We start from the raw sequence: 18,869 nt of genomic DNA on the forward strand, positions 1-18,869 counted from the left end.
AAGTTCGCCTATTTACTGATTAATAAAAGCACAGGTTTCCTTGACATAGTGTATGTAGTGTGTATTGTACCGTGTGCGATCGCTACCTAGAGTCTCAGTTACAGAGATAAATTTCTGCGTTAATCCAAACATAAGGGAATTCAAGATGGGATGCAAAGCATACAAGCACGGTCGAGATCATTAGTTGAGCAAGCTATAATTCGCTTAGAGGTTGTTTGAAAAGTTGTAAAGTATACTCAAAACCCCGCTTTAGAACCTAAAAAATCTCAAATCCAAAAGCAGATAATGCGGTTTGGTATGTTTTCTGGGCATGAACAATCAATAGAAAAGACGCTATGAACTTCACGATAGAGATTGAACAAGAAGAGGATGGACGCTTTCTAGCTGAAGTGATTGATTTTCCTGGTGTACTGACTTATGGGCAGACACGAGAAGAAGCAGTTGCTAGAGTTCAAGCATTAGCTCTGCGTGTGTTGGCAGATAAGCTGGAACATGGGGAAGTAACTCCAAAGCTAGTCAGCGTTTCATTTGCCGCAGCATGAGTGAGTGGTCTAGCACAAAGGCAAAGCGTGTCCTAGCTGCTTTGCTGCGTATTGGTTGGGCGATTAAACGCCAGTCAGGTTCGCATAAAATTCTGACACGCCCTGATTGGGCTGATTTTGTGTTTGCCTTTCACGATGGTCAAGAGATTGGACCTCGGATGTTAGCAAGAATTGCCAAAGTGACAGGTTTAACACCTGAAGATTTGTGATGGCAGTTTGAATTTTATCTAAGAGGTTGTTTGAAAAGTGGTTGGCTGTAATTTTAGGCACTTACTGATCCCCCCTAACCCCCCTTCAAAAGGGGGAAGAATCAAAGTCCCGCAATTGAGCGGGGGATTTAGGGGGATCTAAAACTTTTTGCTACCGATAGGAGGACTTTTCAAACATCCTCTAAATAAGCTTGGTTAATTTGAGTATTTTGGCTTTTTATACTTTACGAAAAGTTCATTCAATATTTCAGTAAAAGTACAAATGTGGTCATAAAAAATATTTGGTTACTTTTGTTATAAATCTATTAACTTGAAGAAGCTTTTAGACTAAATAATACAAGAAACAAACAAATGCTAAACCCTGATGACTCTACGGCTATTATAGGTGCTATTGCGGCTGCTTCATCTGCTGCTGCTAGTCTAGGCTCAATTACACTAGCTACAGTTACTACTAGCGCTCCTGGAATTTTAGGTGTTTTGGGATTTACAACAACGACAGTTGTAGCATTGCCAGCAGCAGCAATTGTAGCCACAGCCGCACTTGCAGCTTATGGGGTAAAAACAGTCTTTTTTAACTAAGCTGTAGATGGTAAAAATTCGTCAAATATTATAAATAGCCCTCCAGTTAATTTACTGGAGGGTATTTGCTATTCTCAAAAGACTTTATCTCAACTGAGGGAGGATGAAACTGACTTTTCACGTTATGTGGAAAAGTCCACCAAAAACCTAACCCCCTAACCCCCTTCCCTCCTAGGGAAGGGGGAAAATTCAAAGTCTCTCTCCTTAAAGGAAGAGAGAAATAGAAGTGAGGTTTTTCAGATGCTGCTGAATTGTCAGAGGATGAAAAGGCGATCGCACTTGTCTTCTTCCTTTCTAGTTTGTTCCTCTTCTCTCTTTATCAGTGTTCTCTGCGCCTCTGTGGTTCGTTTCTCCTCAATCTCCACAAATAACCATTAGAGAAACTTAAACGCGCTCGCTCTTAAATCCATCCAGAACAGAGGTGCTTGAAAGGTAGATTAGAAGGTGATTTCAGCAGATTATGTTCCCATGACTATGATATAATTGCACAAGAGCAACTGTTCAAAATTTCAGTTAATAGTTTTTTGTAGCGAGTGAACAACGAACATTGCTGTAAAGATTTAAGTCTGTTCTCAAAATGAATTCATACACTGAAACAGAATTCTTTGTTGGTGCTATTCCGTACCAAATGTACGTTCAATATTACCGTCCGAGTCAAGACCAAAATTTAGTTTCTATTGTGCTTTTACATGGTGCCTTTCATACAGGTACTTGCTTTGTCAAAACACCCGATAATCGTCAAGGTTGGGCAGCATATCTGGTAGAACTTGGCTACCCAACCTATATTGTTGACTGGCCAGGGCATGGTCGGTCGGGCTGTGTTCCAGACTTCCGTGTGATGTCATATCAACGGGTAATCAATGCTACAGTCGCGCTACTCCAACGGATTGGGCCGGCTGTGATTCTTACCCACAGTATGTCTGGTGTCGTTGGTTGGCAGACGGCACAAACTTATCCCAAACTTGTTAAAGCTATTATCGGCATTGCACCAAGTCCACCAGCGAATCTATTACCAGTTATTACAAAAAACTCTTCTTTGGCTTTTCCCGAAGACCGTCCACGTATCCACTCGCTTGAAGATGCTAAAAAGTACTTTACCAACTCAGATACTTTTCCGCAAGAGGCATTTGAGAATTACTTTTGCAGTTTGATCGCTGAGAGTGCGCGGATGAGCAACGAACTCAGAAATGTTGAAGGACGAGGGCTTTATATTGGCGACCCTCAGATACTCCCTCAGATACTATATAGTATTCCCATTTGTGTGATTACGGGCGACCAAGACCCGCGCCATCCTCGTGAGATAGATGCAAAAACTGCAAAATACTTTCGGGGTGATTTTATTTGGCTTCCTGAAGTTGGCCTCCCTGGTCACGGTCATCTGCCAATGCTTGAACATGGTAACTTAGCGATCGCTGATCTGTTTATCAATTGGCTGCATAGCAAAGGGTTATAGTTAAAAGCAAAAATCAAGGCTTCAGTAATTTTTACGAAGACGCTACAGTATAAATTAGTCTACGCTCTGAGTAATAAGGTTACTCAGATAAGTTTATGGGACTTTACGACCAAAATCAATCATCACAGGATGCACTACAAAAGTTACGCCAAGGAGCAAGCCACTCCAGAGTAGCCCAAGAAATTGCTGAACGAGACTATGGGAAAGCTCAAGCCGAAGCTGATAAATGGGAACAAGAATATCAACTTGCTTTGAAAGGAAGTAATCAGGATTTAATTCGTCAAGCAAAATTCCAAAAGGAACGATACCAAGCAATTGCTAGTAGGCTAAAAACCCTGGTAGAGGAGCAAAAACCACAAGTAGACGCAATTAAAAGTAGTTTGAAATCTTGGGAAAAAAGGTTTCAGAAGCACAGAATGAAGTATTACGCAGTAAGCCTAACACCAGTGAGGTTTCACCAACATTTATCAGCTTTGAATATAAAGATGTTGATATATCGGTTGAATACAAAAGTGTTGATGTATCGATTGATGATGAATTAGAGCAACTTAAAGCATTAATGCTACCACCTAAACCTCAAGAGCAAACTAAAGCAAAAAAAGACAGTAACGTACTTTTATCAGAGGCTATTGGTGAGACAAAAGAAGCTATCAACACTGCTGTTATAAATCAAGAATGTATCCAGAAAGATTATGAGAAAGCTCAAGAAGAAGTTAAATTGTGGAATCGATATGCTCATATAGCTCTGAAAAATAATGATGACAATTTAGCTATTAAAGCTGTACTCAAGAAAAAAGTTCAAAACAAAATTGCGCTGACTCTTCAAACTCAGCTTCAGCAGCAGGAAGCAGTAGTAGCTGTACTAAAACAAAATCTGATGACTCTAGAAAATTTCAAGAAAGCATTAGAGGATGTTTGAAAAGTTTTTTTGTATACGCCTAACCCTTGGAGATCCCCCTAAATCCACGCCACGTGCTTCAAGTCGGGGAACCGCAAGGGCGCAGTGGCTCCCCTTAAAAAGGGGGGCTTTGACTCCGGTTCCCCCCTTAAAAAGGGGGGTTAGGGGGGATCATTAAGTGCCTAAAATCACAGCTAACCACTTTTCAAACAACCTCTTACGCAATGATACAAAACTCTAAAACAGGTGCAGCATTTATTGCAGGCGGAACCATAGCAGGTATTGGTGTTTCCACAACAGTCGGTGGGATGGGACTAGCAGGGGGATTTGGCGCTGTTGGTATTGGTGCAACTCCTGTGGTCGCTGCTGGCGCTGTGGTTGGTGCAGCTGCTTATGGCGCTTTTAAAGCGATCGCAGAGGGAGATGCAGTTGCCTTCGCTACAATGGGAATTGGTGCAGTCGGTGGTGCTGGTGTTTATAGCGTCGTCGGTGGTATGGGTTTAGTCGCACCGAAAGTAGGGCTGGCATTTGGGATTGGTGCAGTACCGATGGCAGGAATAGGTGCAGTAATGGGACTCGCCGCTTATGGTATTGCCAAACTATTAGATGAATCTGGAATTAGGGAAACTCCAGCACAGCTTTTTGAACGGATGGAAGAGAAAGTCTTGCAGATGGGCTACTATTCCGAAGCAGTCATGGAATTAGAAGCATTTTTATCTGGTGACGATCTCAACCAAAAATTTGCGGTTTTGGAAGTCGAAGATGAGTTACAAGCGCTTAAGGCTGAATTGAAGAAAAAATCAGAATTTGTTACGCCTAAAGCTTCTACTCCCAAGATTGAACCAGAAAGAATATCTCTGACAATCCAGCTACCTGAAACTTGGAGATGTCTACGCACACTCAAGGGACACTTAGGGGCAGTTAATGCGATCGCTATCAGTCCTGATAATACTACCTTAATTAGTGGCAGTGATGACAGACAAGTTAATTTGTGGAACTTGAAAACCGGAAAATGGCTTTACACATTCTCTGGACAAGCAGAAGCAGTTTTATCTGTTGCTATCAGTCCTGATGGAAAGCAGATTGCAAGTGGTAGTGTCGATTGCAAAATCACCAGTTGGCGCATGGACACAAAAAAATTTCTCCATACATTCTTTTATTTAAACTCTCCCTACAGTCATAATGGTTTTGTTAACTCCATTGCCTACAGTCCTGATGGAGCAATTCTTGCTAGTGGTGCTGCCGATAAGACAATTAGAATTTGGGGATGCTACACGGGAACAGTAAAACGCACCTTAAATGGACACTCAAATGCAGTTTTGTCTGTTACCATCAGTCCCAATGGTAAAATCCTTGCAAGTGGTAGCGCTGATCAAACTATTAGGCTTTGGGATGTCAAAACTGGGCAAGAACGCTATGTTCTCAGTAAACATTTGGGCGCAGTCAATACACTTGCCATCAGTCTTAACAGTCAAACTCTTATTAGTGGTAGCACAGATGCCACAATAAAACTGTGGAATCTCCAAACTGGAGAATTACTTTCTACTCTAATTGGACACTCATCGGCGGTTTTATCTGTTGCCATCAGCTCCGATGTTAAAACCCTTGCCAGTGCCAGCAGAGACGGTACGATCAAACTTTGGAACCTCCACACTGGGGAACTAATACAAAATCTTTCTGGGTGTAATCCCGTTACTTTCAGTCCTGATGGTAAGACGCTGGTAAGTGGCGGTAATGGCGGAAGTATCAAGATTTGGAGTCAAATACAAAGCTTTGAAAAATTTACTCTCGACTCCGTATTATCTGGGGAATGGTGGGAAGTTTTGGGTGTAAATCAGGGCGATCATCCCAACATTGTCAAACTTGCCTACCGTAGATTAGCAAGATTGTATCATCCTGATGTCAATAGTTCTGCGATCGCAAAAGCCTCAATGCAAGCAATTAATCGAGCTTATAAAGAATTCCAGCAGTAGGTAATATGGAGAAATTCAAAGTCTCTCTCCTAGAAGGAGAGAGATTTAGAGAGAGGTTTTCCAGATATCGTGAAAAGTCAGAGTCAAAATATGAATAATATTTGAGGAAATAGTCTTATGTTTCAACATTTAGTAGAGGCGATAAATTTTGAAGAATTTGTCGAATGGAAACCGGAGAACGGCAGAACGGAAAGGGAGGAGCCAATTATTCAGCTTTTTGCTCCCCTCTCCGTGTCGGAGAGGGGCTGGGGGAGAGGTCAAATAAGACTTGTCGAACTCACCTTATATATAACCCTTGAGAAGTATTGACATATTAAATTTTCTAGCATTCATATTGCATATTTTGAAAAAACGTTATAGATTATTAGATTATGGGGGAATAGTCTCAGTTATTCGTGTCAAAAACTAATCCTGCTCAAGTAAATATACTGCAACCAGCTTTAACTTCACACAAACCCTAAGCAGCACTGAAGATATATTTTTGTTTGGTAAAGCAAACATTCCAGGTATACAACAGAACAATAAATCATCTAAAAATATATCTTGTGTGACTGTTTTTAGGAGTTATATTACTACTTGCGGTGGATAACAACAACTATAATTCACCAAAAAAGTAATCGATTATAAGCAAATGAACTAGCAATAAATCTGTATAAATGTCAGCAGATTTATTCCTTATTTGTTGGTTAATTTTTCTCTCAATTATATTTGCTATTCCCGGAATCGTTTTTGTTATGCTGAGAATGGCAAAAATAATAAATGAAGACGCATCTACCACAAATTCACAACTGAAATGGAGTTATTCTGGCGATGCAACTAAACGAATTGGAAACTACTGAAAATTTAAAAGAACTGGAAGAAGCTTGGCAAGCGCTAGAAAAATCAATTCTCTACTATCAAGGCCGCCCCGTTGGGACGATAGCCGCCTATGATGCATCTGTAGAAGCGCTCAATTACGATCAGTGCTTTGTCCGAGATTTTGTCTCTTCCGCTCTAATTTTTCTGATCAAAGGTAGAACAGATATTGTTCGTAATTTCTTAGAAGAAACCTTAAAGTTACAGCCTAAAGAAAAGGCATTAGATGCCTATAAGCCGGGACGAGGATTAATACCAGCTAGCTTTAAAGTGGTATCAGACAATGGGCAAGAATATTTAGAAGCAGACTTTGGTGAACATGCGATCGCTAGAGTTACACCTGTAGATTCTTGCCTATGGTGGATTATTTTGTTGCGTGCTTATGTAATCGCCACAGAAGATTTTTCTCTAGCCTATCAACCTGAATTCCAAAATGGCATCAGGTTAATCATGGAAATCTGCTTGGCGAATCGTTTTGATATGTATCCAACGCTGTTGGTTCCAGATGGCGCTTGTATGATTGACCGTCGTATGGGCATTTATGGCCATCCTCTAGAACTACAAGTTCTTTTCTACACGGCACTGCGTGCATCTCGTGAATTGCTAATTTGCCAAGGAAATTCTGATATCGTTGCAGCTATTGATAACCGATTGCCTCTTTTATGCGCTCATATCCGCCAGCATTATTGGATAGATATTAATCGCCTGAATGCAATTTATCGCTTCAAAAGTGAAGAATATGGCAAGGCTGCTGTTAATCTGTTCAACATATATGTAGATTCTATTCCCTATTATGAATTAGATAAGTGGCTGCCGAAAAAAGGTGGTTATCTAGCAGGGAATGTTGGTCCGTCACAGTTAGATACTCGCTTCTTTTCACTCGGAAACTTAATGGCAATCATTTCCGACTTAGCCACGGAAGAACAGTCACAAGCGATTATGACTCTCATTGAGGAACGATGGGACGACTTGGTGGGAGATATGCCAATGAAAATATGTTTCCCAGCTTTGGAACATGAAGAATACAGAATTGTAACTGGATGTGACCCCAAAAATATACCCTGGTCATATCATAATGCTGGTAGTTGGCCAGTTTTAATGTGGATGTTGGCGGCGGCGGCGGTGAAAACTAATAGAACAAGTCTTGCACAAAAGGCGATTGAAACTGCCCAAGGACGCCTCAGTACAGATGAATGGCCAGAATATTACGATGGTAAGAAAGGGCGACTGATTGGGAAACAAGCTAGGAAATATCAAACTTGGACAATTACTGGGTTCTTATTAGCAAAAGAACTAATGGCAAACCCTACTTATTTACCATTAATCAGCTTTGGAAAATTACCCGCAGAACAGGTTTCTAGGGCGTGTGAGTTTGAAATCGCCAGTGTAGACCCGTATCTGACTCGATAGGGAAGAGACGCGATTAATCGCGTCTGTACAGGAGTTGGGAGTAGAGACGCGATTAATCGCGTCTGTACAGGAGTTGGGAGTTAGAATACAAAAGCCTCCTGACTCCTGAATCGTGTTTCCATGACAAACCCCCGTCAACTAGCTTTTATCGCCCTGCGAGATGTTCACAAGGGGGCTTATGCTGATGTAGCCCTAGATAGAGTGCTGCAAAAAGTTAATTTGGCTGATTGCGATCGCCGCTTGGTGACAGAATTGGTTTATGGGAGCGTCAGAAGGCAACGTACCCTTGATACTCTCATTGATCAATTCGCCAAAAAGAAATCTCACCAACAACCACAAGACCTCCGCACCATCTTACATCTAGGCTTTTACCAACTGCGTTATCAAGAACGTATTCCCGCCTCAGCTGCTGTCAATACCACAGTCCAACTCGCTAAAGAAAACGGTTTTTCTGGACTAACGGGTTTTGTTAACGGTTTATTACGCCAGTACATCCGCCTTGCAGAAAAGATAAACGGAGATCCGTTACAACTTCCCGAAAATCCAGTAGAACGGTCTGACTTGTCACCTCATCTGGAAAACCTCTCCCCTTTAAGGGAAGAGGCTTTGAATTCTCCCCCTTCCCTAGTAGGGAAGGGGGCTGGGGGGTTAGGTTTCGCGTTAACTTTTCCAGATGACATCAAAAGTCAGGTGGAACGCTTGGGTATTTTACACAGCTTTCCTGACTGGATGATTCAAGTTTGGTTAGAACAACTGGGTTTGTCCGACACAGAACAACTGTGTGAATGGATGAACCAATCACCAACAATTGACTTACGTATCAATCCACTTTGCACTTCCATTGAGGAAGTTGAGGCGGCTTTGCAATCTGCTGGTGTTTTGGTAAGACGCATTCCTTATTTACCCCAAGCTTTACGATTGATTGGTAGTGCTGGATCAATTCAAAAACTACCGGGTTTCAAAGAAGGTTGGTGGACTGTACAAGATAGTAGTGCCCAATTGGTAGGTCATTTGCTCGACCCCCAACCAGGTGAGGTGGTAATTGATGCCTGTGCTGCACCAGGGGGTAAAACAACCCACATTGCTGAATTAATGGGGGATAAAGGGAAAATTTGGGCTTGCGATCGCACTCCCTCTCGTCTTCGCAAACTCCAAGAAAATTCTCAACGGCTAAATTTACAATCTATTCAAATTTATACTGGCGACAGCCGCCACTTTGCCCAATTTCAAAACACCGCAGACCGCGTATTACTCGATGCTCCATGTTCCGGTTTGGGAACCATGCACCGTCATGCTGATGCGCGTTGGCGACAGACACCAGAATCTGTCCGGGAACTTTCGGTGCTGCAACAAGAATTATTAACACATACATCTACTTTTGTCAAACCTGGTGGTGTATTAGTTTATGCCACCTGTACATTGCATCCAGCAGAAAATGAAGAAGCGATTGCGGCATTTTTAGCTAAGTCACCGGATTGGCAAATTGAGTCTCCGAGAGGCTTTGAGTTCCCTGATTCTGCTTATAGTACGCCTCAAGGTTGGTTTAAAGTCTGGCCTCACCGACAGGATATGGATGGCTTTTTCATGGTGCGCTTAAGAAAAACCAATAATTCCGAGTGAATACTGTTTGGGATTGTACTATTTGGTGGAGGTCTTAATCTACCAGAGGTGGCAGCAATGGTTAGCCCTTCCAATGTAAAAAACTTAGTAAAAATCCTGATTGGAGCAGCCTGGATCGATGGTAAAATCCAGCCTGAAGAACGGCAATATCTCCGTGAAATAGCTCAAGCAAAAGGTTTGGCTAACGATCCAGAAATTAAGCCTTGGCTGTACGAATTAGTTCCTGTACAGCCAAAAGAGTGCTATGAATGGGTGCGGGAGTATTTAGGCGATCGCCCCACCCTTGAAGATTGTGAAAATCTGATTGAAGCCATCAGTGGCTTAATTTATAGCGATGGTGAAGTTGCCGTCGAAGAAGCTAGACTCCTGACAGAATTGCAGGATATAGCGAAGCAGAATGATTCCACTCAACTAGCTCACACTGCGCTTCTCAAACAAATTCAAAAGCTTTACCGCCGTTGGGTTGAAGTGCAAAACTAATCATAGTCAAAAGTCTATAGTCTAATAACTAATGACTAATGACTAATGACTAATGACTAAATTATGACTTCGGTTCACCCAGACCCGGAGTTTCTTCTTTATCAACCTTAGGCACAAAATCAGGACGGTCTTTGCTTTCCCAACCTGCGGGGCGTTTCGAGTTGTACCAAGCTATTGAACCAATGGTGACAGCAGCAATAAAACCAACGACATACACCAAGGTAAAAGCCAAGGGAAAATGAGGAGCAGCATCTACAGCTGGTGCTGCTGTTTGCATAAAAAATAAATGCATGAGTATATTCTCCACGGTTAGATAACACTAATTAACACACTATAAGATGAGCGTATCAATTAACATCCCCCCGTAGTTGAGTTTTGAGTAACTTGATATTGTATGGCAGAGAGTAGAGGGGTAGAGGGGCAGGGGGAGATGGGGAAGAATAGACATCTCCAGAAAAGAAAAAAGACCCCTCTCCAAACCTCTTCCCGAAAGGTCGAGAGGCTTTAAAACCCCCCTTCCCTCGTAGGGAAGGGGGGAAGGGGTGTTAGGTCTGGGTGCAAATTTGTGGTATCTAAATCTTTTTCGGAGATGTCTAATAATTAATAACTAATGCCCCATGCCCAATGCACAATAGACCTGAGAGTGTCAATGAGGAGGTCTAAGTCTATCCCGCCAGCTAGGTTGTGGTGATGAAGAACCTGAAGAACCTGAACTATTGGCGGGAGAAGGCTCTCGTTGAGTTCTTCCAGGCGAGGGAGAAGAAGAATCAGATTCTACTCTTCTGGAACGCCGTTGTGGAGTAGATGATTCCTCAGAAGATTTACTGGAACTTGATTCTTCGGTGCGATCGCGCCTTCTCCGTCTTGGGGTAGAATCGCTTGATTGCTGTTCATCTTGAGAATAGCTCCTCCTGCTTCTACGTCTTTTGGATGAACCACTCTCTTCAGAATTAGAATTTTTAGAACTCTCCCCTTCTGATTCATCATCAGAGTCAATAGAACGATTCAGCACTTCTTTGGGCTTGATAGACTGGGCTTTAATAGTGCCTTTGCGACCTTCTAACTTGGGTCGTTTGGGAAACTTTTCTACAGGCATCCCCTGTGCCGCTTTTTCCATAAATTCGTGCCAGGTGTAAGCAGCACTACCACTGCTGCCGTCTGTGGGGCGGTTATCATCGTTACCTAGCCAGACCCCTGTCACCATCTGGGGAATGTAGCCAATAAACCATAAATCGCGGGCGGCATCGGAGGTGCCGGTTTTGCCAGCAACGGGTCTATTATCTAATTGGGCAGCAGCACCAGTTCCTTCTTCGACGACGTTGCGTAGCATCCAAGTCATGATGGCGGCACTGTCAGCGTCAAGTGCCCGTTTAGACTTGAAATTAGCGGACCAGATTACTTTGCCTTGGCGGTTGAGGATGCGAGTAATACCATGAGGTTCTGTATGCAATCCAATAGTAGCAAAACTGCCATAAGCGCTGGTCAATTCCAGCAAATTCACTTCATTTGAACCGAGTGCTAAGGAGTAGGTGGGCTTAAGTTCAGATTTTATTCCCATATCATGGGCAAGTTTAATCGTTGGCGTAAATCCGACATCAATCAATACCTTTACCGCAACAATATTCACAGAGCGGGTGAGGGCATCTCTCATGTTCATTGAACCGTGGAAGTTTTCACTGTAGTTTTTCGGTTCATAGCCGTCTACGACAAAGGGGGCATCCTCGTAGCTATCGTAGGGGCTTTTACCGCTAGCGATCGCAGTGGCATATACAAACCCTTTAAATGTCGATCCTGGTTGCCGTTGTGCCTGGGTAACGCGATTAAACTGATTTTTACCAAAGTCTTTTCCCCCAACCATTGCCTTAATTTCACCGTTGCGGGGGTCAATGGCTACCATTGCTGCTTGCTTAAAGTTTTCCCAGCGTCCTTGATTTCGTAGTGTTTTCGCTACTGCCTCTTCTCCCACTTTCTGCCAAGTTGGATTCAGCGTGGTTTCCACTACTAGACCCCCACTTTTTAGCACGTCAGCAGAAACGTACTTCGGCAATTCTTTTTGGATGTAGCTGGTAAAGTAAGGTGATTCTACTTGGACTCGTTTCGGTAAACTGCTTTTGAGGGTTAATGGCTCCTGAATGGCTGCTTGCCTTTGCTCTGGTGTAATAACTTTATCTTCTTGCATCCGTAATAATACCAGATTCCGCCGCCGGATTGCAGCCGTGGGATTTTTGTCGGGGGCGTATAAGCTAGGAGCCGGAGCTAATCCCGCAATCGTTGCCATTTCCGCTAAAGAAAGTTGGTCTGGTGACTTACTAAAGTATACCCAGGCTGCATCTGCCACCCCGTAAGCTCCAGATCCCAAATAAACCAGATTCAAGTAACGTTCTAAAATCTGATCTTTGGTTAATTCATGCTCCATTTTTTGTGCTAAACGGACTTCCTTGAGTTTGCGCCAGATTGTCTGTTCTTGTTTCAAAAAGAGAATCCGCGCTAGCTGTTGGGTGATGGTACTACCACCTTCTACCACACCTTGCGATCGCAAATTATTCAAACTCGCTCTCACAATCCCTTGAGCATCAACTCCGTTGTGTTCCTTAAATCTTCTATCTTCTGAGGCGATGAAAGCTTTTTTTAAATTATCTGGTATTTGTTCCAGCTTTAGCTGTTCTCTAGTCGCTTCACCTTGTTGTTGTAATATGGTGCCATCAGCAGCTTTGATGGTCAGTGTTTGCTCTCTCAGCACGGCATTCAACTCCGCCTGATCTGGCAAAGTCCGATCTATTAAATTAACGCCGTAGATCAAGCCAGCTATCCCGCCACCGACAACACCCAAGCCGGCCCAAAACCATAAGCGACGATAGAGTGGTTTACCGCCAGTTGACTGATTGGCCTTCATCCTAGATGGTAAAATTTTCATTTTGCTCAGTAACTGCCTCTTCTGCGCCAGATATGGTGGTGGTAAGCTCTCATCTGTTCCTCCTTGTCCAGAGTCACTCTAATTGGTTGGTTTTCGCTTGAACCAGGAGGTAAGCTTCCCCACGTCAGTTCCTCGCTCAAAATAGTAACTATAATAACCACGATCAATCAGCTTTGAGGTTATAGCACTACCTTTGTGTTAGTATAATATCCCATAAATAATTAACTAAATTCACCGGAAAATAATGTTTTTTACATTTAGTGAATTTAGTTTTGTAAAAATGCTGCAATTTTGATAGATATTGGGAAGATAAAAACTATTGGCATTTTCTGGAACAGGTGCAGCTAAGTATCCGCAAATACAGCCCGAAAACGGCTTACTCAAGGAGAGTACGATGCCCAAACGAAGCGCCGTTGCTCTCGGTAGTAATATCGGCGATTCCCAGGCAGTTTTAGAAGCAGCTATAGGGACTTTAGCTCAAACGCCAGGTATTCTCTTAGAAGCAAGATCCAATTGGTATCAAACCAAAGCTGTGGGGCCACCACAGCCAGATTACCTAAATGGCTGTGTCACATTGCAGGTAGAAATGCTACCCCAGCAGTTATTAGAAATTTTGTTAGGAATTGAACAACAATTTGGGCGTGTGCGTCAGGAACGCTGGGGTCCACGAATCCTGGATTTGGATTTGTTATTATTTGATGACTTGATCGTGGATACACCAAATCTCCAGATTCCCCATCCGCGAATGCGGGATCGAGCTTTTGTGTTAGTACCATTGACAGAAATTGTCCCAGATTGGATAGAACCGGTTTCTGGGTGTGTTATTAAAGAAATGCTGAAAGAGGTAGACTGTTCAGATGTGCATTTATTTGATGGGCAATTAAAATTACCATCCTTAAACGCAGAAGAACGCTGATTTCGCCTCTGCATTCACAGATAATCAGAATTTTACTATGCCATTAGGTAGAGAATTACCACAACTGCTGAGACAACGCTTGTTTTATAAAGGACGCAAGTTTGATTTTGAAGTCAATCGGTTGCGTTTGCCGAATAAATCGGAAGGAGAATGGGAATGTATTCGTCATCCTGGGGGTGCCCTAGCTGTACCAGTGACAGCAGAAGGTAAACTTGTACTCGTGCGCCAGTATCGTTTTGCAATTCAGGGACGGATATTAGAGTTTCCGGCGGGAACTGTGGAACCAAATGAACAGCCTTTAGAAACAATACAGCGTGAAATTCAAGAAGAAACTGGCTATAGCGCCCAAAAATGGGACAAGTTAGGCGAATTTTTCCTAGCTCCCGGCTATTCTGATGAAATTATCTATGCTTTTCTGGCGCGAGATTTAGAAAAGTTGGAGACACCGCCGCCACAAGATGGAGATGAGGATATCGAAACTGTGTTTTTGACTCCCGAAGAATTAGAGAAAGCTATTCTGGAGGGAGAACCGGTAGATGCTAAATCAGTTTCTAGCTTTTTTCTGGCGCGTCCATTTTTAGTTTAACCCTAATATGCTGTTAGAGTTAGCGATGCCTTCTCTGCGAGACGCTACGCGAACGGCGGGCTACGCCTACGCAGATGCTTACGGTGCAGGTTTTGAATACGCTGATGAGATGATTGTTAACATGCTGAAAAAAAAAGAAAAGGTTGCAGTATATAGATTATCAGACCAAAGAAGTATATTCCAGTGCAAGATAAGAAGGTAAAATAGCCCAAAATCCTTGCATGACTGTGGTCAGCCCAGACAAGCGTGTATCCGATGTAACTATGTACCGAAAAGAAGAATCAACTCCAATTCCACCGTCAAGCTTTGAACTTCCATTTGAGGGAAAGTTATCATCAGATAATCGTTGGGTCATTATGGCTGATTTAATACCCTGGACAGAATTTGAGTCGGAATATTCTTTATCTTTCTCCGCAGAGATGGGGGCACCAGCAAAGTCATTTCGGATGGCGTTAGGTGCATTAATAATTAAAGAGAAACTAGGCATAAGTGACAGGGAAACAGTAGAACTCGGTTTGGGTGGACCAAGCATCCTCGCACCCGGAGATACAGGTACTTACGGTGTCTCAGTCCAAAGTTTGACCAATATTGATACTCCCTACGTGCATTTTGCTATTGGCACTCCCGAACTCTTAATAAACACAGAAGTCTTCAGTCTTCCCTACACGGAGTTTAGTTCAAATCTGCGCGGCAATCCAGAAGGCGTTTTGCAAGATGTGCCTTGGGCCAGCTTAACTTCCGATATCAATACCAATGGGGAAATCTTAGCACCAGGTTATGTCCTCGACCTCCCCAATGCCGGATTTGTTGGTCGCACATTTAACGTTCAAACTTACCCTGGATTGCAAGACGAACTTGCCAAAGACCCCAAAGGCTTAGACGATGTTCTAGATGAGGATATTGCTTTCCGCTTCCATATTTTAGCGACAGCAACAGCGATGACTCGTGCGGAATTTGTCCTTGAACAAACGACTTCAGCACTGCGGCTGCGAAATGCTATCCTCAAAGATCCAACAGCTTCCGTTTCCCTGACGGTGCTGGCGGCAGATGTTAACACTTGGACAAACGCATATTTAGCAGCCTTAGAACAAGCCGGATTATTACGTCCTGAAAACCAAGCACCGCCAATTCGGGAAAATCCGCAAGTAATTAGCTTGATGGCGACACTCGCCACTGGTTTACTGCTGGGACCTGCGGGGAATCAAATTATCTCTAGTAATAACCTAGTCAACTTCTTTGAACAAGTCCGCAAATGGTATGGTAATAATCGCAGTTTAAAAGGACAAGAATCGGCTGTTGACCTCAAACAATACGATTTAGGTCTATCGCAAAAAACCCACGCCCAATCTTTCAACGTCTACGTTCCTTTTGGTGAAGCCAGGGTTGAACTACCTCAAGGTGTTGCTGTCCCGCCTCCTAGTTTTGGTAGCTTCTTCAACGGTGCCGTCACTACCAGTAATCTCGCTACCCTAACTGGTCCCTTGGGCTATGGGATGGAGAATATCATTCCTGCGGGTACAGCACTCCCCTACACGATTCGCTTTGAAAATGCCGCTGCTGCTGATAGTATTAATGCTACTGATTGAAGTGCGGAATGTGGGATACAATATACCTGATTTTGTCAAATTTACTGATAATGGCGATGGTACAGCTACATTGCATTTAACTCCTGGAGTTAGTGATGGTGGCAATTATTCCTTGACTCTCACCGCAGTTGATAACGGAAATGGCGGTGGTGTCAATGCTGTGCAACGAGATGAATATACCTTTGTTGTTTCAGTAAATGCACCCAATGACGCACCGAAATTGCCCTTTCTTGGGAACAAAGTTGCAGTTGTTGGCGAAACTCTGGAGTTTATTGTTAAAGCGTCAGACCGCAATCAAGATAATTTAAACTTTAATTTGAATGGTCTACCTGTTGGTGCGACTCTTACACCTACTGCAATTTACGGTGAAGCATTATTCAGTTGGACACCAACACTTGCTGATATCCGCACATATCCTGTCACAATTCAGGTTCAAGATAGCGGTAATGGTAACTCTTCAGAAGTTCTTAGTAGCCAGCAAGCTTTTAATTTAGTTGTTCGCACTGCTAACACTGCACCGATACTAAGAGCAATTGCCAATCAAACTGTAGCTGAAGGGCAAACTCTCACTTTAGCATTATCAAGCAGTGATGCTGATGGTGATACTCTTACTTACTCTGCATCAAATTTACCCCCAGGCGCGGTACTTGACTCTGCACAAGGGATACTCACTTGGACGCCCAATCTAGCACAGGCTGGAACTTATAATAACATCATTGTGAGTGCAAGTGATGGTAATAAGAGCAGTTCTCAAAGTTTTGCCATTCTGGTAAATAATACAAATCAGGCTCCTGTACTAGCACCGTTGCCTATTCAAACTGGACTTGAAAACAACCTCGTCCAGTTTACCTTGGCCGCGGGAGACATTGATAACGATTCATTAATCTACTCGGCTGTTTCACCTTTGCCTACTGGTGCTGCCTTTGACCCACGCACAGGTCAGTTTCCCTGGAAGCCCAATTATGAACAAGCGGGTGAATATATATTAAGATTTGCGGCAACTGATGCTCAAGGTGCTACCGATATCCGCGATGTGAATTTGCGTATTGCTAACGTCAACCGCAGTCCCGCAATATCTGTGTCACCCCATGCTGTGGCGCTGGTTGAAAGGCTGCAATTTACAGTTGCTGGGACTGACCCAGATAATGGTACAAATCTTACCTACAGTGCTGTTGATTTACCTCTGGGTGCGGTACTTGATGGGTTGACGGGACGGTTTACTTGGACACCTAACCCTGGACAAGTGGGTGATTATGCTGTAACTTATGCGGTTACTGATGGGGAGAAAACAGTAACGCAGACTTCCCTTGTGCGGGTGGCTGTTGCACCAACACCACCAATTGTTAATTTTGACCTCACGCCGAGTTTCCCAGCAGTTCCCGGACAAAAGGTGATAGTGCAGACTCTAGCGAATGGTTTGGCTGCAATTACCAATATAACTGCCACGGTTGATGGTAGACCTGTAACTGTTGATAGTCAAGGCAGAATTGAGATTATTCCGACTACTCCTGGTCGTTTGGTTGTCGATGTGACTGCTACTGATGCTGATGGTCGCGTTGGTCACAACAGCACTGTAGTTAAGGTGCGCGACCTGCAAGACTTGGCTGCACCCATAGTTGCATTTGCACCTGGGTTAGATGGGGCGCTAGTAAAGAGTGTTACTAATATTATTGGCAGTGTTAATGATAGTAATCTTGATAGCTGGGTACTAGAAATCGCTGATTTTGGTGAGAATGTCTACAGAACACTAGCTAGTGGTAATGGTGCTGTAAGCGATTTGACTCTGGCTCAATTTGACCCAGGTAAGCTAGAAAATGGTTTCTACCAGTTGCGGTTACGAGCGACTGATATTAGCGATCGCACTAGTTTCACTGAAGCTGTAGTCGAGGTCAATACTACCACCAAGCCGAGTGCGTATACCAGAACCCAAACTGATTTGTCTGTAACTTTGGGTGGCAATACTATTAACCTAGTACGCACTTACAGTTCTCTGAATACTGATGAGTTTGGCAGCTTTGGTAACGCTTGGCAGTTAGCGAATGTGGATACCAACATTCAAACCCTAGTACCACTGACTGGGCGTGAAGAACTGGGGGTATACGAGCCATTCCGTGTTGGGACAAGGCTTTACTTAACTACTCCTACTAGAGAAAGGGTTGGGTTTACGTTTGCACCACAGAAACACACCATTTCCGGTCTTACTTATTACACGCCTAGTTGGGTGGCAGATTCCGGGGTGAATTATACCCTCTCTTCAGCTGATGCGAAACTGACTTTGGCTGGTAATCGGTTCTATGACTTGAAGACGGGTCATGCTTATAATCCTGGTAGTGGGGAGTTTGATGGTGCTGATTACACGCTCTCTTCGGCAAATGGTACTGTTTATCACTTGAGTTCTGCTGGTGGTGTTACTGAGCAGATTGGGGTTAATGGGACACGTCTAATATATAGCGATAGCGGTATTACCAGTGACACTGGGGAAACGGTGCGTTTTGTCAAGGATGAGAAAGGCAGGTTAACGCAGATTACTGCACCAGATGGTAGTTTGGTGGTTTATAGCTATGACACCGAAGGTAATTTGGTTTCAGCCCGGAATCTTGCTTCTGGTCAATCCAGTCGCTATGGTTATTCTTCTAATCTCCTCACTTTAGCAACGGGAACACCTGGGACAGCAGGGGAAGCAATTACATATTCTACAACACCGCAAGTATCACCTGTGTTGGCTGATTTGGGTAGTGCGGCTCAATTTCAAAGTAATACCAATTTAATATGAAGCTGCATATAATAGAGGAGTTGCAAACTCCATAAATTTAAATCCCATGAGCCGCCGATTCAATATAGCGATCGC

At 43.3% G+C, this 18,869-nt stretch carries 16 protein-coding genes and 1 pseudogene; 15 read left to right on the forward strand and 2 right to left on the reverse strand.

The window, feature by feature from the left end; translation table 11 throughout:
* Window positions 1-335 precede the first annotated feature (335 nt).
* From V7K97_RS15480 to V7K97_RS15530, 11 genes are all read left to right on the forward strand, one after another.
* Window positions 336-542: a type II toxin-antitoxin system HicB family antitoxin gene (locus V7K97_RS15480; RefSeq protein ID WP_334801918.1), complete on the forward strand. Its 207-nt coding sequence runs from the start codon at window positions 336-338 to the stop codon at window positions 540-542.
* Entirely contained in the window at window positions 539-751 is a 213-nt protein-coding gene (locus V7K97_RS15485; RefSeq protein ID WP_322713367.1) for a type II toxin-antitoxin system HicA family toxin, read from the forward strand. Before V7K97_RS15480 ends, V7K97_RS15485 begins: the two co-directional genes overlap by 4 nt.
* A gap of 351 nt (window positions 752-1,102) precedes the next feature.
* On the forward strand, window positions 1,103-1,330 hold the full coding sequence (locus V7K97_RS15490) for a hypothetical protein (protein ID WP_334801919.1): 228 nt from the start codon (window positions 1,103-1,105) through the stop codon (window positions 1,328-1,330).
* A 577-nt stretch (window positions 1,331-1,907) separates the two neighbouring features.
* Window positions 1,908-2,783 carry an alpha/beta fold hydrolase gene (locus V7K97_RS15495; protein WP_334801920.1) on the forward strand — a complete coding sequence of 292 codons (876 nt, stop codon included), beginning with the start codon at window positions 1,908-1,910 and terminating at the stop codon, window positions 2,781-2,783.
* Window positions 2,784-2,878: 95 nt separating this feature from the next.
* Window positions 2,879-3,325: a PspA/IM30 family protein gene (locus tag V7K97_RS15500; RefSeq protein WP_334801921.1), complete on the forward strand. Its 447-nt coding sequence runs from the start codon at window positions 2,879-2,881 to the stop codon at window positions 3,323-3,325.
* A 17-nt stretch (window positions 3,326-3,342) separates the two neighbouring features.
* Complete coding sequence (locus tag V7K97_RS15505; RefSeq protein WP_334801922.1) at window positions 3,343-3,702, forward strand: PspA/IM30 family protein; 360 nt, start codon at window positions 3,343-3,345, stop codon at window positions 3,700-3,702.
* A 203-nt stretch (window positions 3,703-3,905) separates the two neighbouring features.
* Window positions 3,906-5,654 carry a DnaJ domain-containing protein gene (locus V7K97_RS15510; RefSeq protein ID WP_334801923.1) on the forward strand — a complete coding sequence of 583 codons (1,749 nt, stop codon included), beginning with the start codon at window positions 3,906-3,908 and terminating at the stop codon, window positions 5,652-5,654.
* 117 nt (window positions 5,655-5,771) lie between these two features.
* Window positions 5,772-5,963, forward strand: coding sequence for a hypothetical protein (locus V7K97_RS15515; protein WP_334801924.1), 192 nt, complete (start codon window positions 5,772-5,774; stop codon window positions 5,961-5,963).
* A 501-nt stretch (window positions 5,964-6,464) separates the two neighbouring features.
* Window positions 6,465-7,919: a glycoside hydrolase 100 family protein gene (locus tag V7K97_RS15520; protein ID WP_334801925.1), complete on the forward strand. Its 1,455-nt coding sequence runs from the start codon at window positions 6,465-6,467 to the stop codon at window positions 7,917-7,919.
* 120 nt (window positions 7,920-8,039) lie between these two features.
* Complete coding sequence (rsmB, locus tag V7K97_RS15525; RefSeq protein WP_334801926.1) at window positions 8,040-9,539, forward strand: 16S rRNA (cytosine(967)-C(5))-methyltransferase RsmB; 1,500 nt, start codon at window positions 8,040-8,042, stop codon at window positions 9,537-9,539.
* A 57-nt stretch (window positions 9,540-9,596) separates the two neighbouring features.
* Complete coding sequence (locus V7K97_RS15530; RefSeq protein ID WP_334801927.1) at window positions 9,597-10,019, forward strand: tellurite resistance TerB family protein; 423 nt, start codon at window positions 9,597-9,599, stop codon at window positions 10,017-10,019.
* A gap of 61 nt (window positions 10,020-10,080) precedes the next feature.
* Here V7K97_RS15530 and psb35 read toward each other — a convergent pair whose 3' ends face one another.
* Window positions 10,081-10,311, reverse strand: a complete 231-nt coding sequence (gene psb35 / locus V7K97_RS15535; protein WP_334801928.1) for a photosystem II assembly protein Psb35 — start codon at window positions 10,309-10,311, stop codon at window positions 10,081-10,083.
* 354 nt (window positions 10,312-10,665) lie between these two features.
* The gene (locus V7K97_RS15540; RefSeq protein ID WP_334801929.1) at window positions 10,666-12,933 is read right to left on the reverse strand and encodes a transglycosylase domain-containing protein; all 2,268 of its coding nucleotides are present in this window, start codon (window positions 12,931-12,933) and stop codon (window positions 10,666-10,668) included.
* 394 nt (window positions 12,934-13,327) lie between these two features.
* On the opposite strand from V7K97_RS15540, the gene folK reads away from it, so the two are divergent.
* From folK to V7K97_RS15560, 4 genes and pseudogenes are all read left to right on the forward strand, one after another.
* Window positions 13,328-13,849, forward strand: a complete 522-nt coding sequence (folK, locus tag V7K97_RS15545; protein ID WP_334801936.1) for a 2-amino-4-hydroxy-6-hydroxymethyldihydropteridine diphosphokinase — start codon at window positions 13,328-13,330, stop codon at window positions 13,847-13,849.
* A gap of 37 nt (window positions 13,850-13,886) precedes the next feature.
* On the forward strand, window positions 13,887-14,435 hold the full coding sequence (locus V7K97_RS15550; protein WP_334801930.1) for an NUDIX hydrolase: 549 nt from the start codon (window positions 13,887-13,889) through the stop codon (window positions 14,433-14,435).
* A 263-nt stretch (window positions 14,436-14,698) separates the two neighbouring features.
* Window positions 14,699-14,944, forward strand: a pseudogene (locus V7K97_RS15555) (IS5/IS1182 family transposase); the annotation flags it as partial.
* Window positions 14,945-16,007: 1,063 nt separating this feature from the next.
* Window positions 16,008-18,794 carry a putative Ig domain-containing protein gene (locus V7K97_RS15560; protein WP_334801931.1) on the forward strand — a complete coding sequence of 929 codons (2,787 nt, stop codon included), beginning with the start codon at window positions 16,008-16,010 and terminating at the stop codon, window positions 18,792-18,794.
* The last annotated feature ends 75 nt before the right edge of the window (window positions 18,795-18,869 follow it).

Source organism: Nostoc sp., from assembly GCF_036917815.1.
Taxonomy (GTDB): Bacteria; Cyanobacteriota; Cyanobacteriia; order Cyanobacteriales; family Nostocaceae; genus Nostoc.